Origin of the sequence: Bacteroides sp. DH3716P (assembly GCF_025914115.1) — a bacterium.
In the GTDB taxonomy this organism is placed as follows: Bacteria; Bacteroidota; Bacteroidia; order Bacteroidales; family Bacteroidaceae; genus Bacteroides; species Bacteroides ovatus.
In genome coordinates, this window is sequence record NZ_CP083673.1 from 5,480,774 (window position 1) to 5,505,063 (window position 24,290).

The window sequence follows — 24,290 nt, forward strand, 5'->3', positions numbered from 1 at the left end:
TGCTAACTCGTTACCACTGTTTCTCAAATACTCAGTTAAATGTTTATTCTTCAAACGGTTATATTAAACCGTTGAAAATCTAAAATAGTAAATAACCTTATGCTCGCTTTTCCTAATATCAAAATAAACCTGGGACTTTCCATCACGGAAAAACGCCCGGACGGATATCACAATCTGGAAACCGTTTTCTATCCGGTAGCCCTCGAAGACGCTCTCGAAATCCGTACTTCTTCTGAAACAGAAAAGAAGATTATCCTCCACCAGTATGGCATGGAGATAGCCGGCAATCCGGAAGACAACCTGGTGGCAAAGGCCTATTCATTGCTGGATAAGGAGTTTCATCTTCCCCCTGTCGAAATTCATTTATATAAGCATATTCCCTCGGGAGCCGGACTGGGGGGCGGTTCATCCGATGCCGCTTTTATGCTAAAGTTGCTCAACGATCATTATCAGCTGGGAGTATCCGAAGAACAATTGGAAGTATACGCTGCCACTTTGGGAGCAGACTGCGCTTTCTTTATCAAAAACAGACCGATATTTGCCGAGGGAATTGGAAACATCTTCTCCCCGGTCGAACTTTCATTAAACGGCTACCAAATCATGATTATAAAACCGAATGTTTTTGTTTCCACCCGGGAAGCCTTTTCAAACATTCATCCCCATCGTCCGAAATATCCGGTTAGGGAGGCAATCCAGCGTCCTGTACAAGAATGGAAGGATACGTTAATCAATGATTTTGAAGCAAGTGTATTCCCGCAACATCCCGTTATCGAAGAAATCAAAGAAGAGCTCTATCATCAAGGAGCAATCTACGCATCCATGAGCGGCTCCGGCTCATCCGTATTCGGGCTGTTTACTCCCGGATTCGTCTTACCAGAAATTGATTGGGGAACTGACGTATTCTGCTTCAAAGGTACATTAAACAAATAAATCTCACTAACAATTATGTTTTGACTATTTTTTCAAAATCCCAACATGGCAGCGGGGTGTATATTGAGTACCCGGCAAAGCAAGCGAGCTATTTTTAAAGTAGGTTCCGAGCGACCCGAAATATAATCATTCACGCGTGAAGGGCTAACCCCTATTTCACTGGCAAGCTGTTTTTGTGTCATCCCCTTTTCTTCAAGGGACAATTCTATCAATTCTGCTACGGTTGGTTTTTCTATAGGAAAATGTTCCTTCTCATACGCAATCACTATATCAGACATAACAGAAAGCTCCACCATGCTCTTGTCATTTGCAGGAGTGCTGTCGTCCACCAAAGGCAGAAGTTCTTCGACTCTTGCCAATGCAAATTCGTATTGTTCTTTCGTTATTTTAGTCATATCTATTATATTATATAGTTGAACAATCTATTTTATCATACTCTTTATGAGTTCCCACCCAACGGACAAAAATGTATCCCACCGTAAATTTAACAACCACTACCAGCCGATAGTTGTTCCCTCTGATATTAAAAACATAGTGTTGATTGCCCACATAATCAGTCGATAGAAAATCCGCTTTTATATCAGACAAATTCCGCCATTCTGCTTTTTCCGCTATATCATACCAACGTTCTAAAGCAACACGTGAATCTTCACACCCTTTCGTCTCGTAGAAATCTTTCAATTTCTTATGTGATACTACTCTCATATCTTATTCATTTGATACAAAATTACAAAATAATTTTGGATAACAAAAGAATTAGTGCTAAATATTTTATAAAACAGAACATCCATGCTGGGCGTACCAAAAAAACGGTACCACGACTCACGTCGTAGTACCGTCACAACACAAACACAAAATAAAACACGACAAAACTACTATGCAATCTTTCCTGTCTATGCCGGGGAGACATAAGTACTATTTACGAATATTCGCATACTCATAAATAGCTTCAGGTCGATTAGCATCAATTAAACAAATCGCATGCACGATTTGTTTAAACTTTTATGTTATTTAAAACAAGTTTCTCTTTTATTGAATCCCTCTTTCACGGAGTTTCAGCTGCCAGTTCCATGCAGAGCGTAAAGTATCTTCTAAAGTTTCTACGGCTTTCCAACCCAGCTCTTTATTAGCAAAATCCGGGTTAGCCCAAACTTTTTCAATGTCACCTGCACGACGTCCGACAATCTGATAATTCAATTTTACGCCAGTGGCTTTTTCAAAGCCATTTATTAATTCCAATACAGAAACACCACGTCCTGTACCAATATTAAATACTTCTACTTTTTCTTTTTGTTTCTTTTCCAAGATACGACGGATAGCAATCACGTGTGCTTTAGCCAAGTCAACGACATTGATAAAGTCACGGATACAAGAACCGTCCGGTGTATCATAATCGTCACCAAACACGCTAAGTTTCTCACGGATGCCGATGGCGGTTTGGGTCAGATATGGAATCAGGTTTTGAGGAACCCCATTAGGCAGTTCACCCAGCAATGCCGTAGGATGCGCACCAATCGGATTGAAATAGCGCAGCATAATCGCATTGATCGGAGCACCTGAAGCTACCGTATCACGAATAATCTCTTCATTAATCTGTTTCGTATTTCCGTATGGCGATTCCGCTTTCTTAATCGGAGCCTTTTCTGTTACCGGCAATTCATCCGGCTGGCCGTATACTGTACAGGAAGAAGAGAACACAATACCTTCTACTCCATGTTTTGGCATCAGTTCGAGAAGGTTAATCAAAGAAACCAGGTTATTACGGTAGTAAAGCAACGGTTTCTGTACCGATTCTCCTACTGCTTTGCTCGCTGCAAAGTGAATGATCGCCTTAATTCCTTTATATTTTGTAAATACTGCATCAAGACCAGCAAAGTCCAGACAATCCAGCTTTTCAAAAACTGGGCGAATACCGGAAACTTTCTCTATATTGTCAACAACATCAGCACTTGAATTTGATAAATTATCGATGATGATTACTTCATATCCACTGTTTTGTAGTTCTACAACAGTATGAGACCCTATGTATCCTGTCCCGCCTGTTACTAAAATTCTTTCTTTCATATACTTTATAAAAATGGTTAGTTTCTCGGCTTATCATTGTTTGAGTTACAAATGTATGGAAATAAAATGGAATAGCAATAATTTGCCACAATTTTATTTGCTGAAAAGTAATTTAGGTACGATTGGGTGGCAATCAGGTATAAAAAAGAATTGGAAACTCAAAGCTGTATGACGCCATACAGCAGAGCTTCCAATCCCCTATTTAATTATCAACTGTAAATCCTTACACCACGCCGGAGAATCCCATGAATGCCATAGCAAGCAAACCGGCGGTAATCAAGGCAATCGGAGTGCCTTGCATTCCTTTAGGTACTTTCACGAGGCTCATCTGTTCGCGCAATCCGGCAAAAAGCACCAGTGCCAGACCGAAACCGATGGCCGTAGAAAACGCGTACACAACACCTGTCAGCAGGTCGTAGTCTTTCTGAATCACCAGGATAGCCACACCAAGAATACAACAGTTGGTTGTAATCAAAGGCAAGAACACGCCCAAAGCCTGATACAGAGCAGGCGATACTTTTTTCAGAATGATTTCCACCATCTGCACCAATCCGGCAATGACCAGAATGAACGTAATCGTCTGCAAATATCCCAGCCCGAAAACATCCAATACAAACTTCTGAATCAGGAAGGTAACGATGGTAGCGATGGTCAACACGAAAGCAACCGCAGCGCTCATACCCATCGCAGTCTCTACTTTCTTAGATACGCCTAGGAACGGACAGATACCCAAGAACTGCGACAACACGATGTTGTTTACAAAGATTGCCGAAATAAATATCAATATATATTCCATATTCTTTTCTTATTTAATTGAATTAGGCTTTCTTGAAACTGTTAATCAGCGCAATGAGGTATCCCAAAGCGATGAAAGCACCCGGAGCCAATACAAATACCAACATTCCATATTCTTCCGGCATGATGGTCAGATCGAAAATCTTACCGGTTCCCAGAAATTCACGGACAGCCCCCAGCAATGTCAGGGCAATGGTGAAACCAAGTCCCATGCCGATACCGTCGAACATAGAAGCAACTGCGTTATTCTTGGCGGCGAATGCTTCGGCACGTCCCAACACAATACAGTTCACTACAATCAACGGGATGAAAAGTCCGAGCGTAGCGTACAGTCCAGGCACGTATGCCTGCATCACCATTTGAAGCAAGGTTACGAAAGACGCGATCACCACGATAAACGACGGGATACGCACCATATCCGGAATCAGGTTCTTGATTAAAGAGATCACCACATTCGAGCAGATCAATACGAACATGGTAGCCAGTCCCATACCCATACCATTGATGGCCGACGAAGTCGTACCCAATGTAGGACACATACCGAGCAGGAGTACAAACGTAGGATTCTCTTTGATAATCCCGTTCATCATTACTTTAAAGTTATTCATATCTGTCTCCTTTCTTATTTAGCACTGACCGAATCAGTAAGTTCAACTTTTATCGTAGCTCCCGTAGCAGTGTCAGAGTCTGCGCCTGTAGCCTTTTGAGAAGCACCGCTGACACCATTCACTTTACCACCTTCTGCCTTATAAGCCTGATAAGCAGCATTTACAGCATTCAAAAACGCACGTGAAGTAATGGTAGAAGCTGTAATGGCATCCACCGCTCCCCCATCTTTGCTGACGGTCAACGGAGCTTCACCCGGATTCATCCCCAAAATAGACTTTTTACTCTCTTCATGAGACACAGCCTGTTCTCCCTTGGCCGGGTCGTATGCTCCGAACCATTTGTCGGCTTTAGAACCCAGTCCCGGAGTTTCCGCGTGAGCGAGTAACGAGTAATTATAGATTTTACCTTCGGCGTTAAAGCCTACCAACACTTTCAGTTCGCCACCAAATCCCATTGATTTAGCTTCGACGGCCGTTCCTACCAATTCTTCGCCGTTCTTAGCCGGATAAACGATAAAGTCAACATTCTTCTTTCCGTCTTTCTCGCTGAAGATCGTATCGCTTTCCGCTACCGGATTATTGGTAAATTCGGGAAGAACCTTTTTCAAAGCCTCGTTCAGTGTCTTCGCATTCGCTTCGGCAATGGGGCCTTTTGTCAGTTCATTTACATAAGCCAGCAACGCTACGGAGACAGCAGTCACGCCCGTAAGTACCAGCAACATATTCTTTAAAGATGATTCTAACTTTTTCATTTCTTCTTCGCTACCTCCCCAAAGCGTTTTGGTTTACAATAGGTGTTAATCAGCGGAGTGAACGCATTCATAATCAGGATGGCGAACGACATACCTTCGGGATAAGCACCGAACAGACGGATGACAACCGTCAGCAGACCGATACATACACCATAAATCAACATTCCTTTCTTACTCATCGGAGAAGTCACATAGTCGGTTGCCATAAAGACAGCACCCAGCATCAGACCACCGGAGAGCAACTGCAATATCGGAGAAACATATTTTTCCGGATCTGCCAAGTGCATGATACCTGCAAAGATAAACACGGTAGCCAGGATAGACACAGGAATATGCCAGGTAATGATCTTCTTCCAGAGCATATAAACCAGTCCGATCAATAGAGCCAATGCACTCACTTCACCCAAGCATCCGCCATTCTGTCCGATCAGCAAACTCAATGCATCCGGAATCTGGTTTAAAGCATCCATAGCCGCACTTTTATCTGCAGCATGAATCGCTTGTTTCATCAATGCCAGCGGAGTGGCACCGGTGGTAGCATCCGTATAGGCGGTCAACTGTCCGACTACCGGCCAGCTGGTCATCTGTACCGGGAAAGAAAGCAACAGGAACACACGTCCTGCCAGTGCCGGATTAAAAGGATTGCAACCTAATCCGCCGAAAGACATTTTGCCTACACCGATAGCAAACAGTGCACCCAGAATGATAATCCAGATAGGGAGATTAGACGGTAAGTTGAATGCCAGCAACACACCTGTGATGATGGCAGAGCCGTCGCAGATGGTGGTGGTAGGTTTCTTCATTAAATATTTCCCGATCGCCCATTCGAAAAACAAACAAGCTGCAACGGAAGTAGCCGTGACAATCAGGGCACCCAGTCCGAAGAAATAGAGAGACACCAGAAAAGCCGGAATCAGTGCGATCAGCACGCCATACATATTTTTCTGTACGCTGTCTCCGCCATGAACGTGGGGTGATAGTGATACGATTAATTTATTTTCCATATTCGTTATTTTTTAGCTTGACGTGCACGAATCATAGCACCTACTTTGCCTTTGCCCAGACGACAGTAGTCGAGCAACGGACGGTTGGCAGGACAAGTGAACTGGCAAGAGCCGCACTCGATACAATCCATGATTCTTTCTTTTTCCATTGTTTCAAAATCTCCGTTTTCGGACAAGGCTCCGAGCAAGTACGGTTCCAGTCCCATCGGACAGGCACTCACGCACTTCGCGCAACGGATACAAGTCTGCGCCTCACCACGTTTGGCTTCCTTCTGATTCATAATCAGGATACCGGAACTGCCCTTCGCAGTAGGAACCTCGATATTTACGAGCGCCTTACCCATCATCGGACCGCCACCGATCACCTTACCCGTATCTTCGGGCAGACCACCGCAAGCGTCAATCAACTGTTTCATCGGTGTACCGATACGAGCCAGGAAGTTGGAAGGTTTCGCAACCGACTTTCCTGTCACGGTAATCACACGTTCGAACAACGGCTTATTTTTCTGTACAGCTTCATAAACGGCAAATGCTGTTCCCACGTTCTGCACGACTGCTCCCGTAGAGATAGGCAATGCACCGCTCGCCACCTGACGTTTGGTAATCGCGTCGATCAGCTGCTTTTCACCTCCTTGCGGATATTTCACCTTCAAGGGCACTACTTCGATACCTGCATAGCTGGAAGCCACTTTGGTCATCAGTTCGATAGCATCCGGCTTATTATTTTCGATTCCGATAAATGCCTTGTTCACTTTCACCGCTTTCATCAGGATAGAAACACCCACCATGATTTCTTCCGCGTGTTCCAGCATCAGCTGATGGTCGGCAGTCAGGTAAGGTTCACACTCTACGGCATTGATAATCACACATTCAGCCTTGAAAGAAGGAGGAGGACAAAGTTTCACCTGCGTAGGGAAACAAGCACCGCCCAGACCTACGATTCCAGCATCGGCAATCTTCTTCACGATCTCTTCTGCGGAAAGTTCACACTCTTTCACCAGTGTGGTGCTACGGTCGATTGTTTCTTCCCATTCGTCGCCTTCCACATCAATGAAGATGGCAGGTTTCGCATAACCGCTGGCATCGACTATGGTATCAATCTTCGCCACTTTACCACTGACCGAAGAGTGAATTGCTGCCGAAACAAAGCCGGCAGGTTCGGCAATCCGTGTGCCTACCTTTACCACATCCCCTTTCGCTACAACCGGTTTTGCAGGCGCACCGATATGCTGCCCCAGCAAAATAACAGCCTTTGCAGGAACTTCCGCTGTGATAATAGGTTGATGTGCCGACAATTTATTTTCGTGTGGATGAACTCCACCAATTGAAAATGTCTTTAACATACAGTTCTGTATTTTTTTCTGTTATTATTCTGTTACTTTCGGAGCTTCTGTAGCCTTTGCAGCAGGAGTTTCCACTTTTGTAGCCGGTTTCGGAGCAGCCGGAGCTTCTTCTTTCGGTTTCCGCGGCGGGAAATTCAATTCGATAATGGTATTCTGCGGACAGACTTCCACACATTTCCGGCAAGATTTACACTTGTGCGGATCGATGTAAGCCAAGTTGTTCTCCAACGTGATAGCTTCGAACGGACAAGTCTTCACGCATTTGCCACAGCCGATACAACTCACCGTACAAGCCTTGCGTGCCACAGCTCCCTTGTCTTTATTCACACAAGAGATATACACACGGCGTGATTTCTTTCCTTGCGGACGGATTTCGATAATCGCCTTCGGACAAGCCTTCACACAGGCACCGCAAGCGGTACATTTCGCTTCATCCACTTCCGGAAGTCCTGTTTCAGGATTCATGTGGATGGCATCGAACTGGCAGGCAGCCACACAGTCACCACACCCCAGACATCCGTAACTACAACCCGTTTCCCCACCATAGAGCGAAGCGGCAATAGCGCAACTCTTCGCACCGTCGTACTGATTAATACGCGGACGATTCATACACGTTCCGTTACATCTTACCACTGCTACCATCGGTTCAGCTTCTCCGGCTGCAAGCCCTAGGATATCAGCAATTTGTGCCATGACAGGCTGTCCGCCTACGGGGCAGAATTTACCATCCAGCGAACCGGCTTTGACGCAAGCGTCGGCAAAGCCGCTACAACCGGGATAGCCACATCCACCACAATTAGCCTGGGGAAGCACTTCTCCCACCTGGGCAATCCGCGGGTCTTCATACACGGCAAATTTCTTGGAAGCCACATAAAGAATAGCGGCCAACACGAGCGCTATAGCTCCCAATGAAATCACTGCAATCAGAATCAAATTCATAATGTTTTTAGTTATTTATTGGTTTTATAGTAAATGAAAATTGTTGTTTGAGTCGCGTTTTGTTAAGCCATAAAACGAAATAATAAGGTATAAGGACAGCCAGAGAAAGAAGAGCCGCATACAGTTCATTCTCTACCAATGCCATCAAAAGAAACAACGAAAATATAAGAAGTACGAAAGGAAGTACGAAAGCCAACACTACCGCCATCATGCCCATCGACGTTTCGCCGACCACCATCACCTTCTCTCCCACCTGATAGGAAGAAGCCGCGGTATCTATAATATCTATGATTTTGTCCTTACTATCCGCCGAGGAACAATGCCCCTTTGCGCTACAAGCCGCGCAAGCCGATGTCTGGACAATCCTCACCGACAGATGAGAACCTTGGATGTTTTCCACAATACCTAGATGCTTTATAGTATTATTCGTCATTTTGCAAACTCCGCATTACAAATCGCGGCAAATTTAATCATTATTTGTGAACTACGAAGCATTCCCCCAACTTTTTCTACATAATAAATTGTTATTTTTTGCGTTTTCGTTATCGCACACGGAAAAGATATAGCTACCATTTGATATTTTTCAAGAATGGCAAATAGACATCCTAAACAAAAAATCCCAGCCGTTTTATTTCTTCAGCCGGGATTTTCCATCAATTATTTCACAGATTACTCCACTATCCATTTCTCAATATTACGCATTTTCGCGTTAAAGTTCTATATTTCAAACTCCGACTCTACCGCATTGGTGTTCGCATAAAAGGGAAGCAAAAATTTAATAAATCCTTCCTCTACTTCGCGATTAGGGAAGCCTAAACTATAAATTCCAAATTCTTCGTCATACCCTTTTATAGTGAGATAACCGCTCTGATAAATGACCGGAATGGGATTGTCCGATGTTGAATCAATACTGTTCAATACAGCGACACTCGTTTCCTCATGCGCCATACGTTCCAAGTCATAATGATGTTTTTTCAGCAACTCCACTAGATAAGTAGGAGTTCCCGTTTCAAACCAATAACTACCGAACTCTCTATATTTAAAAGTATTAAGCAAGCTGAACGGATTATATATTCCGATAGAATTGTATGTAAAATGATAGCCATCATAGTACTCCCTCAATCTATTGCACAGTTCACCATAAGTCAGCTCCTTTGCATCCGCCAGTTCATGCAGTTCAATTTCCAAATTATCATGCAATTCTTTTTCAGAAACTCCGCAAAGATCCACGTATTGCTTCCGCATTGAGATGTCATCGAGATTATTTAAATCGCTGAACACGCTTACCTTACCAAATTTCGTCACTCCCGTCAAAAATGCAAACTGAATACAACCGTCCATGGTCTTCAGCACACTATAAAAAGCTTTCATGGTATTACGGAATTCCTTCTGAAGCTCCTCGTTACCTATTGCTTGTAACATGGGCTTATCATATTCATCTATCAGAATGACCACACGCTGCCCGGTTTGCTCATAAGCCCGTTCAATAAGGCCGCGAAAACGCAATGCAAAAGTTGTTTCCGACGGAGCGGTGCCATATTGCTGTTCCCATTTCTCCAATGTGAAATTCAATATACTGTCCAGGCTCTCCCGCGTATCATACTTCTCCGTATTAAGATCGATATGAAAAATGGGATATGTAGTCCAATCCTTTTCCAGCTTTTCCATGGCCAAGCCCTCAAAAAGTTCTTTCTTGCCCAAGAAATACGCTTCAAGCGTAGATATCAACAGACTTTTTCCAAAACGACGGGGACGGCTCAAGAAATAATAACTGCCTGTCTTCACCATCTGATAAATCAAAGCAGTCTTATCAATATAGAAATAACCGTCTTTCCGGATTTTTTCAAAGTTCTGTATGCCAATGGGGTATATCTTGCTACTCATACGCTTCTTTTTCTTAAATTATAAAAATTACCAGACAAATCTTCCATATCAATCTTATTTTTCACAAAGCTACAAAAAAAATCCATTCATAAAGACCGCAGGCGGGAAACTTTTTCCCGCCTGCCGCTTTTACCTTATCTGTTTTTTCACCGTTCTCCTCTCTCCTCCTCTTTTCTTCTCCTGTATCGAAAATACATTCTCCTCCATTCATCCCAGATAACTCCGGCTTCCTCTTCATTGAAGGCATCCAGACAGCACTCCACCACTTTTACGTAATCACTCAATGGGCGTTTTGCCCCTTTTTTAAATCATTAAAAGTAGAGTGGCCGATGTGTACGCTCTTCCGTATTTCGTCATTTTTCAAATCCGCACGCTTTTGCAACTCTCCTATGTAAACTCCTAAAGCTACATATAAACCTTTTTCATTTTCCATTCTTTTTTATTGTTAAAATTACACCGTAACGGTTAATTATTTTCACTTTCATCCCAACATGTCGGGACGATGTCTATTTTGCATTTACTAATTTTACGCCGTGTTTTGAAACACACTCATATTTTTTGCAAAAATAAACATTTTAACTTGAAACAAAAAGAAAATGATGTCAAACAACTACAGAATGTCCTATTTTATGCCACCTATCGCTCCCATCAAAGACAAACAAGGCCGACTGATGACTCCTCCCACGCTTATCCCCTTCTGCGAAGTCTCCATCGAACAAGTTTTCCAAATGATTACTTGCAATGAGAATCTCAAAACCCTGACCGCACAAGTACGGAATGCCACAGATATACGAGCCGCCAAAGCATCATTGCTTCCCTATGTGACCCCTTGCGGCACATTCACCCGCCGTAGCTGTAAGGATTTCGTCTCCCCGTCTCATCTGGTGATAGTAGATGTGGACGGTCTCCACTCTTATCAGGAAGCAGTAGAAATGCGACGTATGCTCTATGACGACCCTCTCCTACAACCTGTACTCACCTTTATCAGCCCCAGCGGACTGGGTGTAAAGGCATTTGTTCCTTGCCATTATTCCTCCACGACAAATGATACAAAAAATATCACAGAAAACATGAGTTGGGCGATGCGGTACGTAGAGACGGCATACAATACGGTAACAGCGGTTTCTTCCGAAACGAAATCCAAAGTAGATTTCTCCGGCAAAGACCTCGTGAGATCCTGTTTCCTTAGTTACGACCCGGAAGCATTGTTCAGAACCAAGTAAACGAGAATAATTAAACATTATTTTATAAAAATCAAAACATGACCGATATTGAATCTTTATGCCGTCTCACCGAAGCAGTCGAAGCGGCAGGAGCGGACATTGCTCCCACTTATCTTGAATACGTACAATTGTCATTCGCCATCGCAACGGATTGCGGTGAAGCAGGACGTGACTTTTTTCATCGCCTGTGCCGGGTGTCTCCCAAGTATCAGCGCGAACATGCCGAACGGGTATTCTCCAACGCACTCCACACCCAACGTGGAGAAGTGCACTTGGGCACCGCTTTCCACCTGGCCGAAGCGACGGGAGTAAGCATCTGCATAGAAGAAATGCCCAAACATCCCACAGGTACAAAAGGTACAGCAGGTACAGCACGCAAATTTCCCCCACACACGGGCGCGTATAATAAGGTAGGGAATGACAATATCTCCGAAGAAAGAGAAGGGGAAGAAGAACTATTGCCGGGCAGTGAACCGCAACATCAATTGCCCACTTTTCCGAAAAACAACTGGCCGGAATTCTTGCAACGTATCATAAAAGCCGGGAGCAGCCCAATACAACACGACATCATGTTATTGGGAGCGCTCACTGCCCTGGGTGCTTGTATGTCGCGCCACGTGCGATGCCTATATGGCGGCAAATACCATCACCCCAGCCTCCAATGTTTCGTAGTGGCTCCTTCGGCTTCCGGCAAAGGTATCCTTTCCTACATCCGCTTACTCGTGGAACCTATCCACGACGAGATCCGCAAAGAAGTGACCATACAGATGAAAGCATACAAAAAAGAGAAAGCCGAGTACGATGCAATGGGAAAAGAACGAACCAAAAAGGAGGCTCCACAAATGCCCCCTAACAGGATGTTCCTCATTTCGGGCAACAACACCGGTACGGGTATCCTACAAAACATCATGGACTCCGACGGAACCGGACTTATCTGCGAAGCGGAAGCGGACACCCTTTCCACCGCCATCGGATCGGACCACGGTCATTGGAGCGATACCCTGCGCAAAGCGTTCGACCACGACCGCTTGTCCTACAACCGCCGCACCGACCAGGAATACCGGGAAGTGAAGAAAAGCTATCTTTCTGTCCTGATTTCGGGTACGCCGTCGCAGGTGCAAACTTTCATTCCGACGGCAGAAGACGGATCATACTCCCGCCAATTATATTATTACATGTGCGGAATCAGTAAATGGATCAGCCAATTTATGGACAACGAGATAGATTGGGAGGAGATATTCACCGCTATGGGACTGGAATGGAAAGAAAAGTTGAGCGTGATAAAAACACACGGCATTCATACCCTGCAACTTACGGATGAACAAAAAGAAGAAATCGACGCCGTCTTTTCCGACTTGTTTGAACGCTCCAGTGTAGCTAATGGAAGGGAAATGTATAGTTTTGTGGCACGTCTGGCCGTCAATCTATGCAGAATCATGTCGGAAGTAGCTGTATTGCGTGCCCTCGAAAGCCCGCAACCCTACGACTTCAAGACCTCTCCCACCTCTCCTTTCACACCGGACAAGGAGATTCCTGCGGACAACCGCAAAGATGACATCATCACTCGTTGGGATGTATCCATTTCACAGGAAGACTTTCATGCTGTGCTTAGTCTTGCGGAACCTCTCTACTGTCATGCCACGCATATTCTATCGTTCCTCCCCAATACAGAAATCAGCCACCGTCCTAATGCCGATCGTGATTATCTTTTCCAGAAACTGGGTGATGAATTTACTCGTACCCAGTTACTGGAAGAAGCAGTTGCCATGGGAATTAAAGAAAACACAGCCCTCACTTGGCTGAAACGACTCACCAAACACGGAAAATTAATCAGTATGGACGGTAAAGGGTTGTATGCGCGTGCGTGTGTGTATGAGTGAACCGGAAAAAGTGTACCTACTGTACCCGTTTTACTTACGGATGCAGTAGTCATTTCAATTACCGCATCCGTTTTGACTGATACAATCGTTTGTCCTGCATAAAGCATCGCTTTAGGAGGTGTAAAGCTAAGCTTTAGACATCGTAAAGCGGTGCTTTAGACACCATAAAGCAACGCTTTATTTAAGGCTCTCCCAGGGCATCCACAATGACTCTCACCTCCAATGGTGTGAATGAGCGTCGCTTTGATTCGTAGCCTAAGTCGTACAAGCGTTGCAGAAGTCCGGGACACAAAGAGATCCATTTCTTCATTTTTCGATAGGCAGCAATGTCAGTTAGTTGCGGAGAATAAAGTTGCGCCAGTTCCATGCGTCCGTAAGCACGTATCTTAAATTCGCTCATGATGGTTATGTTTCTGATTTACTGTTACAAAAATACGAAAAAACGACTATATAACCAACGTTTTTCCATTGAATAACCGACTATAATGACAAATAACCGACCGCTACCAGACACAACCGTATACTGCTGATTTCCGGGAGATCCGGAGTAGTATTTTTGTATCGTCGAAAGGGAAAAGAATCCCCGGACAATATGTTTAACCCTTTAATTTATTGTTTTATGATTCGTTACAAAATTTATCAGAACCAGCAGAAGAAAGGCTTGAATGCGGGTAAGTGGTTCGCCCGTGCAGTAAGCGACGAGACGTTTGATTTGGCAAAGCTTGCCGAACATATGTCGAAGCACAATTCACCGTATTCCGGTGGTGTCATCAAAGGTGTGCTTTCGGATATGGTAGATTGCATCAAGGAATTGTTGCTAGACGGCAAGTGTGTGAAAATTGATGATCTTGCCATTTTTGGTGTGGGTATTCGCAGTAAGGCAGCCGATACGCTGGAAGAGTTCTCGTTAGAGAAGAATATTAGCGGCATGCGTCTGAAAGCCCGTGCCACAGGTAATCTGTCTACCACGAACCTGAAGCTCGACAGCCAGTTGAAGCAGCAGACGGAGTATCAGAAACCGACAACTGCCGGCGGAGGTTCTGATTCGGGCGACAACCCTGATCCGAAACCGGATGGAGGTGGCGAAGCGCCTGACCCGGCTGCTTAAAAGGTTCACCACAGAGGACACAGATTTCCACAGATTATATTGAATTGGTAGTTGCTAAAGTAGTCGATTATTTATCTGTGTGAGTCTGTGTAGATCTGTGGTAAACCTATGGCAAACCTACAGTAAATCTGTGGTAAAAGAAAACTATTATTAATTTATTTAAAACCTGTTATTGTATGAGTAAATCATCATCTCCCCGCTCTGTATGGAGCTTAGTCCTCAAAATCGTTATCACTGTAGCCACCGCCATCGGAGGTGTGTTCGGAATACAAAGTTGCATGTAATCCCATGCGGATTATTACATTAATTATCATTCATTGCAGTGCCACGCCGGAAGGAAAGTCCCTTTCGGCGGAGGCTTGCCGACAGGATCATATCTTGCACCGTGGTTTCCGTGATATTGGCTATCATTTTTACATTACTCGTGATGGGGAGATTCACCGGGGACGTGCTTTAGAAAAGATTGGAGCACACTGTCGTAATCATAATGCCCATTCGATAGGTGTTTGTTATGAGGGAGGACTGGATGCGAACGGGAAACCGAAAGATACACGTACATTGGAGCAAAAAGGAGCTTTGCTTGCTTTGTTGAGGGAGTTGAAAAGACAGTTTCCGAAAGCACTGGTCGTGGGACACCGGGACTTGAATCCAATGAAAGGATGTCCGTGTTTTGATGCGGTGAAAGAGTATTCCCAAATAATTTCTTATCAAAAATAGCTCCTTTTAGATTTCCACCACAGCTTATTGTATAAAAAAATATCAACGATCTTCACAGACAGTTGGTATTTTTGGAAATCATATTAGTGTTAACACTAATATGAAGAGCGAGATTAGGACAATACCACTATATTGCTCCTAATCTACTAAATGTAGGGATTCATGTTTGTCACATGAATCTAGGGACCTACATTTTTCCATCTCATTGTAAATATTCAATTATAACATAACGTATTAAAAAGCACTTTCAGTACTTCCTATTCATTCCATCTGTTTTTCATCGTTTAACGAGCATAAGCTCCATCTTTAGCCTCAAAGATGACAGATGGTTCAATCACTTCCACAGTATGCCATGCACCCTTAGGTATCTGACAACCATACTTGGCTTCTATAGGATTGAGATGGATACGCTGTACTTCTCGATACTCAACCTTACGAGCTACATCTTGTACACTCATCCCCTTCTGAAAATCATCCGTATCCTTCTCATACGAAACGACTTCCTCATAAATTACTTCGTCCAACTTACCACACAGGCAGATTACTGTTTCGGTAGTATCTTCATGTCGATGAATGGGCACAACTGTACCCGGAAGTAGCGCGTTAAGCATTCGCTGGCTGGTATCGGCAGGTGAGGTACGCAAATCGAAGTTCTGACGCAAACGTGGATTCTCCATAGCTTGCTCAAATAACTTATCTAAAAATTCTTTATCAAATTCCATAATCGTTATTGTTTCAATGATATGAGATATTCTTCATGTAAACGATAGTATTTTTTCATGAACAATATGTAAGCAATAGCTAATACAGCTGATACACCCACCAGATATAACCAATGAGCAAACACCGTATCGGAACAAAGATAGATAAATCCTAGAGAAATCACTAATTGCATAACCGTATACAACAATGCAACTTTTACATGCCCCACTTTCAACTCATTAGCCATAATCTGATAAGCATGTTTACGATGTGCCTCGCCCAAGTTCTCGTGCAACATAATACGATGTACAATAGTCAGACAGCCATCCACACCATATACCAACAGGAATATCAGCCAAGTAATATCCGTTGTCTTGATCATCACATTACCTAACAGAAACAGTATGATAAAAGCAATGCCGATAGAGCCGACATCTCCTGCAAAGCATTTCGCTTTCCCTTTCGGACGGAAATTGAAAATACAAAACACCAATGAAGCAAGAACCGTAGATATGATCAAACTCTGTTCTACAAAAACGCCATTTATATTCACCAGTGCCAACGGTATCAATACAGCCAAAGAGTATCCTGCTGTGATACCATTGATTCCATCCATGAAGTTTATTACATTCGTGGCACCGACATAGACTATTAGTGCCAGTAATATTATCCACCACATTGACCAATGTAATATGCCAAGCTGATAGAATGCCATTGCGGCAGCTGCAAACTGAGCAACCAATCTTACAGAGTCCGGTAATGAATGGATGTCATCTACAAAGCTAATGCTTGCTACTAATGTCAAGCCGACTAGAAACCAAGGATATTGAAAGCCAAAGAAAGCGCCCCAAATCCATACACTAATCAAGAATATTATACCTCCACCACGCAATACAATCGTAGAGTGTGATGAGCGTTCGTTGGGTTTGTCAATAATATTAAAGTGGTCAGCCACCTTGAAATAGCATAACTCTAATGCCAATAGAATCACAAAAATAATTCCGTAAGTCAAGTATGCATTCATAATCATTCTACTGCTTAAAACTTCTAATAGTGTCCATCAATCCATCCTTCGCTCTTACCGGCATCCGCGTAATGCCAAGAGCAGCCTTGATCTTGGCATTACTCACTACATAATTTTCTGTGAGTTTCTGCATCCGAAAAGGGTTAAGCGGAAGATGAAACCACCCACCCACTTTTGCAACTCCGTTCATCAGACCTTTCGGAATGCACCATATATGAGTTTTCTTACCAAGAGCCTCACAAATAACCTGAATGAGTTCATTAGTTGAAAGAGCTTCATCGTCTCCCATATGGTAAATGCCCGAAGATACATTCTTAGTTAAAAATCCGTCAATTACTACACAAAGATTTCCAATACTGGTAAACGAACGGCGATTCTCAAAAGCACCAAGAGGCCATGGAATCCCCTTATTCACTACTCCATAAAGAAGATTGAGGTTACCCTTGTTTCCAGGACCGTGAATCATACAAGGGCGTATAATGTACACATTCTTCCCTTTTACAAGAGAGTCGCCATCATCAAAATTGTGATAAGGACGTTTGAGAGCTTCAGGTGCGAAATGCCCGATTATATAATCCTCCGCTTTAATTTTACTCTCTCCATAAGGACCTACGGGAGTGGGAACGCATTCTTCTGTAAGGCATTTGCCTTCCACTTTGTCAGAAGCACTCTTTACGGTAGAGAAAAATATAAACTTCTTTGCAGATTCATTGGCAAGAAACCAATCAAAAATACGCTGAGTAAGACCTGTATTTACCTTGAAATACACATCCGCCGCACTCTTGTTCCGAGTGTCATGTGCCTTACCAGCAAGATGGATAACAGCATCAATCTGCGGCAAATCAATGCCACCCAGATCATTCCATGAGAAAGTCTTTACTATACCGTCCTTCTCTGGAGCCACAATGTCCAGACCATATATTGTATTCTCAGGCGAAAGCGCTTTCACTAAATTTGAGCCGACGAAACCGTGGACTCCAGTAATGAGGATATTCATTTGATAAATTATTTTATGTTATTCTATTATTTCTTCCAGTACTGATATCCTATACTCCTAAATAGAACTGAATTAAATTCTTATTCTTATGCAAAAAATAACCACCTCATTGGTTTCCTCGCTATAAATTACTTATCCGTCGTCCTTCTTGCTCCATCCACGCAGAAATCCACCTGTCCAATACTGGCACTATCTCGCATTTGAAGTCATTATTTCTGGGAACAAAACCCTCAAGTTTTGGCCATGCTTCTACAAGAGAATAAGTTCCGTCAATAATATATCCGCCATCGCTAAGTTTCTTAACGAGTTCTATTTGATGATTATCGGCCATTTCATTGAATTCATGCAGACGAGCCATGGCTATCACTTTTTTGCCTGCTTTAATACTGTTAAAAAGAGCACCACTACCTGCATGAGAAATCACAACAGAAGCATTCTTGATATATTTCTTGAACTCATTTTCACCGGTAAAGCGTATGGTCGTAAACTTATTGGTCTCGAAGTCGGTATTTCCGATCTGCGCTACAATTTCTTCCGTAATTCCATATTTCCCAATAAGCATCTCTACTTCCTGTAAACAACGAAGAAAACCATTAGGCTGTGTTCCTACTGTTACAAAAATCATATTCTTGTCCTCCTTATACTAAGGTTCCATAATACTCTGCATGTCCCTTATAAACATCAACCATTTCGGGCCACTGGACTATAACCTTGTCTGCAAAGCGTTCTACGATCTTACCTGAAATAGTTTTGTTATACACTTTGGCGCGAGTCTCAATGTACACAAAATGGGAACCATGAAACTTCGCAATAAAACAAAGTGGCACTGCAATATTACTTCCTGTAGAGATAATCACTTTCGGACGATACTTCTTCCATATCGCATGACACTGCTTGAAGAGCTTCCAATAGGCAGACAGATAACTCGCATGAGTCAATTTACGATCTTTATCCTTAGTAAGTTCATCACGTTTATCCGCAAACGCCATCGCAAACTCAATCGCTTTTACATCTTTAAGTGACGGTATTCCTTTATTTGCGCGTTTATTATCGGTGAGTATAACAGAATCGTACTTGCTAAAGAGCTCCTTCAAAGCCATCAGCTGAGCAAAATGCCCTCCTTCATTACAGGCAAAAATCACTATATTATTCAATTTTACCATATGTCACCATTTATCTATTCTTTATTTAATGCATTCACATTCTCAGCCTCTATCAATTCATAATCCTTATAATATAAATAACAGCTCCCTATCATATCAATGCAATATTGTGCCAATTCTTTACTCGTATATAATTTACAAATAAAAGGAAAGCAGACGTTGTACGGATTTGTTCCTGCGTATCTGTCTGCATAACGTTCCGGCTCATTCTCAGGATCACATACACTATTATATGCATTTACATAAAACTCATGCCTACCTTCGGAATCAATAATAGTATGATTACATATTCCCGGATTACCCACTTTCCACTCTCGTTCAATTGTAATCCATTCACCGGCCTTCACTAGAAAAGATGAAAGTTCGTCATTCAAGTCATCATAGTTCTCAAGACCAATATTGACATCACAGTGTCTCCTCCGACAAAGTAAATGGAAATAGAGTTCTTTTGAATCAGGGGCAGGTTTTGATATCCCGAAAGAATTGGCAGAACCAGAATACATATCTGTTTTCTGACCTGTAGATGAGCCAAAATTACACCATGACCCTTGAATACTAAACCATGTAATAGCTTTTGGGTATGACAACATAGCTTCTTTCATATCTTCGGGTAGAAAGAACTTGATTCTATCTTTGAAATAAGTTAACGGATACTTTGCCAAAGAAAACTGCTGTCTCATATTTGAGGCTTCTTTGAGTAAACTTTTGCAGTTTATCATCAACACATTGCGTTTTTCTCCTGTTGGGTCTGGTACAAACGAATACATCATCCCTTCAGAACCATTATGGACATCTTGAAATTCCGAAACGTCACAAGACAAGTCATTGGAATATGGCTTATAATGCTTTACATTACGGTCATACTCAAAAAACACTTGTCCTTGTACTACTTTTTCGCAATCATTAAATTGCACTTTCCCTTGTTTGAAAAGAGTATAATTCTCGGGCTTCACTCTTCTACCATTCCGATATATAACCACTTCTGACAAATCCGCAAACTGATCTTCACACTGATATGTATTTTTACCATTGATAGCTTTCTTCAAAGCCTTAGTTTTAACTTTTGTCGTCTCAATCAGCATTCTATTCTTCCGCATATATTGCTTTATATCAGGAGAATTATCAATATTTGTGATATCATAATAATTACAAACAAACGACTTTGAATAAGCGTCAGGTACTTGAGAAAAATCACACTTTAACAGTCCAACCTTGCTTTCAATAATACCTTTATAAGTTTTGGAAGCCGATATTGCCTCCTGATAAGTATCGTAAAGATGAGATAAAATTTCCACATAGCCTGAAGGTCCCTTGCTTTCATCACCTATTCTGATATAATTATAATAACGTCTAGTTTTCTTAGACTTTAGGCCAAAACAAATTGTTATTTTTTGCGAATCAAAATTTTCCGGAACATTCCTTACGTAGACCTCCTTAATATACCTATTTACTTCTTTATTATCTGAATATGGCTTTACCCCCTTTTGTATAGCATACAAAGGAAACAGACACAACAACACTATTGCAAAAAACAAAAACGTAAATACCTGTTGCATCAATAAACTATTTCGTCTGATTTTTTTCCCTATAAAAAACATATCTATATATCTACCTAAAAACATTGTGTATGTTTGATTTTCAATACACTCTCAACACTTAACATGTACATATTCTTCTGATATCTCATTTATTCTGACTTTGCTTCCCATATCCAAAAGAATTTCTGAAGTAAGATAATCCATAAATCCGCCGAGTGAAGTAAAAGTAAGTTCTCCAAAATATATTTTTTCATTTACTTCGTATAGGTCAACACGAAGTATAGGGAACTCTTCAGATAACTTAGATGCAACTTCAAGCATACGTTCAAAACACTTTGGTTTAGGAAGAATTTCTTTACCTTGTCTGTAATGCTCCGTAAATACGGACCACTCCGGATGATAATTCCAATCCAAATCATAGACTCCGGTATCAGCCCCTTCCTTTCCTCTGTTCCAAGCACACCATATACAATATGGTTTACCATTGAGACACCAAACCTTATAATCAATTAGCGAAGAGGTATTGATAGACTGTTTATTAATATCAAGAAGCTCCTCCGCTATGACACAAGGCTGAATTCTGGCATAATGAGGTTCACCCGTAACATCACCATATTTAATTGATACAAGTCTATCATAAGTATCTATAACAGTAGCTTTATCAAGCTTATCTTTATCACGACATATAAGAATATCACCACAACCGTTATTCACTTTTAAGACGAACTGATTGGGAAGCCTGTCCCAATCTATATCACTTGCCTTGTCCCATCGACCATAAAGTTTTACCAGTGTATCTCCAAGTCCTAAAGACTGCACATATTCTCTAACCTTATATTTATCAGCTAAGTCAGCCCATCGGCTAGTATCACCATAAAACTTGTTCCAATTAATCTTTTCGTTAATATCGGTAGGATGCTCATAATTCGGCATCTTATGAAACTTGTAGAAGTACTTCAACCGAGCCACTTGTATAGGCTTCAACAAATGAAGTTTACAAAACAAAGCTACAACTGCAAGAATGACTTTCTTCATAACAGTATATTATAAAATATTGATATCTTTCAATAAGTCTTTTGTAATGACAGTCTTTATACTATAATCGTAAATCTGTTGTACATCCAATCAAGAGATTAGCGCAACTCATCCTATCTTATATTACTCGTTTTTAAAATTTTATCATAGCACCCTATTAATTCTTTTTTTATAGCCTCAGGCTGATAGTCCCGACTTATTCTGTAACTAGCTTCACCATACTTCTGCCTAAGCTCTTCACTTTCAGCCATCATTTTCATAGCCAGATATATCTCTTTATCATTTCCGGGAGTGACAAACACCCCACTCACACGATCTTGCACAATAGAAGGAATCCCTCCTACATTAGTGGTTATGACAGGTTTATGATATGATTCAGCCTCAAGAATGGAAATAGGCACACCTTCAATAAATGAAGGAAGAATGTAAACATCCGCCAAATTCAATAAATATTGTTTCTTCTCTTTATCAACCCACCCCTCAAATCTTACTAATGTTTCTATTCCCAACTCTTTGATAATTGAAAGAAGTCTATCTGTCTCCCCGTTCCCCCCTATATGCAAAACTATCCTATTTTGAAGTTCCTGCTTATGATCTCCTATCGCCTTCAAAACATTGAAAATACCTTTGCTATCACAAATTAGTCCAAGGAATAGAAAATGTACAACTCCATTCTTTTCAACATTCTCAATATTTGGTTCTCTTATCACATTTTTGATAGTCACAATATGCTTACATCCGATACTCTGGAAATAATTATTCCATTCACCGGAAAGGCACACGACACAATCTACTTTTGCTAAAATAACATCCACTTTTTTAATATTCGAGAGTCTGAATTCTTTAAAGCCACCTCCGTGACAATGAAAAACTACTTTTTTCCCCATCATCTTTGCAATCTTTATTGCACAGGTCTTTCGCCAAAAGCTAGTACCAGAAGCAGAATGAATATGTACAATCTCAATTTTTCGATCAGTGAAAAGTTTCCAAATGAGCAACAAATATCCACTGACAGCATACCATACTTTCTGCACATTGTTCAATTCACTTGCAGCAGTCCTGACAAACTTGAAAGGATGAATAAAAATAGAATAAGTATTGAGTACACTAGCAATGCCCCCTTTGGGAATCTTGTAATCCATTCCCACAAACAGAACTTTCTCAAATATACTTGATTCAGACATGAAGTTTATTCATTAAAGTATTCCACATATTTTCTTGCACACCCAGCAATTGTATAAGGACTGTTGTCCTTCATGCTCATTGCATTTTCCTTAATTGAATCATAATTATCAATGGCTTTTATTAAAGCATTCTTGTAATCCTCCAAACTATGAGATTTACTGAGAAAGCCATTTACACCATCTTTAATCAAATCCACAGCTCCGCACACCGGAGTACTCACAGCTGGAAGTCCCGCAAGACTTGCTTCAAGAAGTGTGATTGGCATTCCTTCAAAATTTGAGGATAGACAAAAAATACCGGCATTTAGCATATAATCAGCCACATTTTTTCGAGGTCCGACAAAGTGAATCCTATTACACGCCATTGATACTATCGACTGTCCTTCCGGAGTATTAAATCCTGCACCCACGACAATCAAATCAATGTTGTAACCCTCTTGTACCAGTATGTTCACTGATTCAATCAGAAGCTTCTGATTTTTTACCGGATGACACCTCGCAACATGAATCAGTAAGAGGGAGGAAGCGTTGTTTTTAAGCAGATTCATCTCATTGCTTACCGCTCCAAATAAATCTGTAGAAACTATTGGAGCTCGTCCATTAGTTATACAACGTATAGGGGTGCGCGAATAAAATGCCTTAAAATCAGCATAGTTTTTTTCTGAGAGACAAGACAATTTAAAACGGCCCCATCTTCCCAAAATATTGCAATACAACCTCAGCAGTCCCTTATCGTAACCATTATGCAAATCACTATGTACGGAAAAATACACTTTCTTCGAAAAAGAAAGCAATCCTATAGCCAATGCACTATATTTAAGGGTAGGAATCATATGTACATGAATTACATCAGGATTGAGTGCTTTGAGAGCAGTATATACCCTCCACTGACTAGACAACTTGAGGCCATTCGGAAGCCCTAAATTCACATAATGTACACTATCGGAAATCTCCGATCTAAAAAAATTCCTAACTTCCGTTTCCTTCTTATCATCTAAAATAGTGACAAGATATGTTTCGTTTTCTTTAGCTAACTGATTACTTAAATCGACAACAAAGCGTTCTGCACCTCCACCGGCTAAGAATGTTATGAGTTCTACTATTTTCATTATTCCTTTGTTTCTATTTTCTTTGCAGGACTACCTCCGACAATCACAAAAGGCTCAATATCTTTGGTAGCCACAGATCCTGCCATAATCACCGCATCAGTTCCGATATTTATTGTCCCTACAATACACACACGAGAATTTATGGTTGCATAATCTCCAATGATTGCTGATTTGCCGTTGTTTGTTCCAATATTCACATACTCATAAATAGTGACATCACCTATATATATCACAGCAATAACAGTTAAAATATTTCAACAATCAAAAAAAAGATAAATGCGTCTTTATACC

The 24,290-nt window shown here is 41.7% G+C and carries 29 protein-coding genes and 1 pseudogene; 6 read left to right on the forward strand and 24 right to left on the reverse strand.

Annotated features, from left to right (window positions below):
- Positions 1–99: 99 nt before the first annotated feature.
- Complete coding sequence (gene ispE / locus KQP79_RS20855) at positions 100–930, forward strand: 4-(cytidine 5'-diphospho)-2-C-methyl-D-erythritol kinase (RefSeq protein WP_234120815.1); 831 nt, start codon at positions 100–102, stop codon at positions 928–930.
- Positions 931–962: 32 nt separating this feature from the next.
- On the opposite strand, the gene KQP79_RS20860 is transcribed toward ispE, so the two are convergent.
- The 13 genes and pseudogenes from KQP79_RS20860 to KQP79_RS20920 form a co-directional block, all read right to left on the reverse strand.
- Positions 963–1,325 carry a helix-turn-helix domain-containing protein gene (locus KQP79_RS20860; protein ID WP_004295590.1) on the reverse strand — a complete coding sequence of 121 codons (363 nt, stop codon included), beginning with the start codon at positions 1,323–1,325 and terminating at the stop codon, positions 963–965.
- A gap of 10 nt (positions 1,326–1,335) precedes the next feature.
- On the reverse strand, positions 1,336–1,635 hold the full coding sequence (locus tag KQP79_RS20865) for a type II toxin-antitoxin system HigB family toxin (protein ID WP_004295589.1): 300 nt from the start codon (positions 1,633–1,635) through the stop codon (positions 1,336–1,338).
- A gap of 324 nt (positions 1,636–1,959) precedes the next feature.
- Positions 1,960–2,994, reverse strand: coding sequence for a UDP-glucose 4-epimerase GalE (galE, locus tag KQP79_RS20870; protein ID WP_074909197.1), 1,035 nt, complete (start codon positions 2,992–2,994; stop codon positions 1,960–1,962).
- 223 nt (positions 2,995–3,217) lie between these two features.
- The gene (rsxA, locus tag KQP79_RS20875) at positions 3,218–3,790 is read right to left on the reverse strand and encodes an electron transport complex subunit RsxA (protein WP_004303570.1); all 573 of its coding nucleotides are present in this window, start codon (positions 3,788–3,790) and stop codon (positions 3,218–3,220) included.
- A 22-nt stretch (positions 3,791–3,812) separates the two neighbouring features.
- Positions 3,813–4,397, reverse strand: a complete 585-nt coding sequence (gene rsxE, locus KQP79_RS20880; RefSeq protein ID WP_004295586.1) for an electron transport complex subunit RsxE — start codon at positions 4,395–4,397, stop codon at positions 3,813–3,815.
- A 14-nt stretch (positions 4,398–4,411) separates the two neighbouring features.
- Positions 4,412–5,149, reverse strand: coding sequence for an RnfABCDGE type electron transport complex subunit G (locus KQP79_RS20885; protein ID WP_009039486.1), 738 nt, complete (start codon positions 5,147–5,149; stop codon positions 4,412–4,414).
- Positions 5,146–6,153: an RnfABCDGE type electron transport complex subunit D gene (locus KQP79_RS20890; RefSeq protein ID WP_008022713.1), complete on the reverse strand. Its 1,008-nt coding sequence runs from the start codon at positions 6,151–6,153 to the stop codon at positions 5,146–5,148. The genes KQP79_RS20885 and KQP79_RS20890 overlap by 4 nt, the downstream gene beginning before the upstream one ends.
- Positions 6,154–6,158: 5 nt before the next feature.
- Positions 6,159–7,496, reverse strand: coding sequence for an electron transport complex subunit RsxC (gene rsxC / locus KQP79_RS20895; RefSeq protein ID WP_004309220.1), 1,338 nt, complete (start codon positions 7,494–7,496; stop codon positions 6,159–6,161).
- Positions 7,497–7,520: 24 nt separating this feature from the next.
- Positions 7,521–8,435 carry a Fe-S cluster domain-containing protein gene (locus KQP79_RS20900; protein WP_234120818.1) on the reverse strand — a complete coding sequence of 305 codons (915 nt, stop codon included), beginning with the start codon at positions 8,433–8,435 and terminating at the stop codon, positions 7,521–7,523.
- Between the two features lie 7 nt (positions 8,436–8,442).
- Entirely contained in the window at positions 8,443–8,868 is a 426-nt protein-coding gene (locus KQP79_RS20905; RefSeq protein ID WP_061448273.1) for a SoxR reducing system RseC family protein, read from the reverse strand.
- 287 nt (positions 8,869–9,155) lie between these two features.
- Positions 9,156–10,319, reverse strand: a pseudogene (locus tag KQP79_RS20910) (AAA family ATPase); the annotation flags it as partial.
- 61 nt (positions 10,320–10,380) lie between these two features.
- Positions 10,381–10,566 (reverse strand): hypothetical protein, encoded by a 186-nt coding sequence (locus tag KQP79_RS20915; RefSeq protein WP_138343718.1) that lies wholly within the window; start codon positions 10,564–10,566, stop codon positions 10,381–10,383.
- A gap of 33 nt (positions 10,567–10,599) precedes the next feature.
- Entirely contained in the window at positions 10,600–10,752 is a 153-nt protein-coding gene (locus KQP79_RS20920) for a hypothetical protein (RefSeq protein WP_004317950.1), read from the reverse strand.
- A 166-nt stretch (positions 10,753–10,918) separates the two neighbouring features.
- Between KQP79_RS20920 and KQP79_RS20925 the strand changes: the two genes are divergently transcribed.
- Together KQP79_RS20925 and KQP79_RS20930 are read left to right on the forward strand one after the other, a co-directional pair.
- A complete protein-coding gene (locus KQP79_RS20925) occupies positions 10,919–11,542 on the forward strand; it encodes a BT4734/BF3469 family protein (protein WP_004303574.1) in 624 nt (207 codons plus the stop codon).
- 38 nt (positions 11,543–11,580) lie between these two features.
- Complete coding sequence (locus tag KQP79_RS20930) at positions 11,581–13,422, forward strand: DUF3987 domain-containing protein (RefSeq protein WP_118299446.1); 1,842 nt, start codon at positions 11,581–11,583, stop codon at positions 13,420–13,422.
- Positions 13,423–13,603: 181 nt separating this feature from the next.
- Here the strand turns inward: KQP79_RS20930 and KQP79_RS20935 are convergent, their stop codons facing one another.
- A complete protein-coding gene (locus tag KQP79_RS20935; RefSeq protein ID WP_004295574.1) occupies positions 13,604–13,822 on the reverse strand; it encodes a DUF4248 domain-containing protein in 219 nt (72 codons plus the stop codon).
- A 219-nt stretch (positions 13,823–14,041) separates the two neighbouring features.
- On the opposite strand from KQP79_RS20935, the gene KQP79_RS20940 reads away from it, so the two are divergent.
- The 3 genes from KQP79_RS20940 to KQP79_RS20950 all read left to right on the forward strand — a co-directional run bounded on the left by KQP79_RS20940 (position 14,042) and on the right by KQP79_RS20950 (position 15,247).
- Positions 14,042–14,530, forward strand: coding sequence for a DNA-binding protein (locus KQP79_RS20940; RefSeq protein ID WP_074705283.1), 489 nt, complete (start codon positions 14,042–14,044; stop codon positions 14,528–14,530).
- A gap of 176 nt (positions 14,531–14,706) precedes the next feature.
- Positions 14,707–14,814, forward strand: a complete 108-nt coding sequence (locus KQP79_RS20945) for a smalltalk protein (RefSeq protein WP_004303578.1) — start codon at positions 14,707–14,709, stop codon at positions 14,812–14,814.
- Positions 14,815–14,818: 4 nt separating this feature from the next.
- The gene (locus KQP79_RS20950) at positions 14,819–15,247 is read left to right on the forward strand and encodes an N-acetylmuramoyl-L-alanine amidase (RefSeq protein ID WP_138343716.1); all 429 of its coding nucleotides are present in this window, start codon (positions 14,819–14,821) and stop codon (positions 15,245–15,247) included.
- A gap of 284 nt (positions 15,248–15,531) precedes the next feature.
- On the opposite strand, the gene KQP79_RS20955 is transcribed toward KQP79_RS20950, so the two are convergent.
- The 10 genes from KQP79_RS20955 to KQP79_RS21000 all read right to left on the reverse strand — a co-directional run bounded on the left by KQP79_RS20955 (position 15,532) and on the right by KQP79_RS21000 (position 24,232).
- Positions 15,532–15,969, reverse strand: a complete 438-nt coding sequence (locus KQP79_RS20955) for a WbuC family cupin fold metalloprotein (protein WP_117809192.1) — start codon at positions 15,967–15,969, stop codon at positions 15,532–15,534.
- Between the two features lie 5 nt (positions 15,970–15,974).
- Positions 15,975–16,973 (reverse strand): MraY family glycosyltransferase, encoded by a 999-nt coding sequence (locus KQP79_RS20960; protein ID WP_117809205.1) that lies wholly within the window; start codon positions 16,971–16,973, stop codon positions 15,975–15,977.
- Positions 16,974–16,980: 7 nt separating this feature from the next.
- Positions 16,981–17,970 carry an NAD-dependent epimerase/dehydratase family protein gene (locus tag KQP79_RS20965; RefSeq protein ID WP_117809191.1) on the reverse strand — a complete coding sequence of 330 codons (990 nt, stop codon included), beginning with the start codon at positions 17,968–17,970 and terminating at the stop codon, positions 16,981–16,983.
- A gap of 121 nt (positions 17,971–18,091) precedes the next feature.
- Positions 18,092–18,595, reverse strand: coding sequence for a glycosyltransferase (locus KQP79_RS20970; RefSeq protein WP_007752474.1), 504 nt, complete (start codon positions 18,593–18,595; stop codon positions 18,092–18,094).
- A 13-nt stretch (positions 18,596–18,608) separates the two neighbouring features.
- A complete protein-coding gene (gene pssD / locus KQP79_RS20975) occupies positions 18,609–19,133 on the reverse strand; it encodes a PssD/Cps14F family polysaccharide biosynthesis glycosyltransferase (protein WP_004303584.1) in 525 nt (174 codons plus the stop codon).
- A gap of 14 nt (positions 19,134–19,147) precedes the next feature.
- Entirely contained in the window at positions 19,148–20,689 is a 1,542-nt protein-coding gene (locus KQP79_RS20980; RefSeq protein WP_225483511.1) for a hypothetical protein, read from the reverse strand.
- Positions 20,690–20,782: 93 nt separating this feature from the next.
- Complete coding sequence (locus KQP79_RS20985) at positions 20,783–21,706, reverse strand: ATP-grasp fold amidoligase family protein (RefSeq protein WP_117809189.1); 924 nt, start codon at positions 21,704–21,706, stop codon at positions 20,783–20,785.
- A 113-nt stretch (positions 21,707–21,819) separates the two neighbouring features.
- A complete protein-coding gene (locus KQP79_RS20990; RefSeq protein WP_117809188.1) occupies positions 21,820–22,890 on the reverse strand; it encodes a glycosyltransferase in 1,071 nt (356 codons plus the stop codon).
- Between the two features lie 5 nt (positions 22,891–22,895).
- Positions 22,896–23,999, reverse strand: coding sequence for a glycosyltransferase (locus KQP79_RS20995; RefSeq protein ID WP_117809187.1), 1,104 nt, complete (start codon positions 23,997–23,999; stop codon positions 22,896–22,898).
- On the reverse strand, positions 23,999–24,232 hold the full coding sequence (locus KQP79_RS21000; protein ID WP_117809186.1) for an acyltransferase: 234 nt from the start codon (positions 24,230–24,232) through the stop codon (positions 23,999–24,001). The genes KQP79_RS20995 and KQP79_RS21000 overlap by 1 nt, the downstream gene beginning before the upstream one ends.
- Between the last annotated feature and the right edge of the window lie 58 nt (positions 24,233–24,290).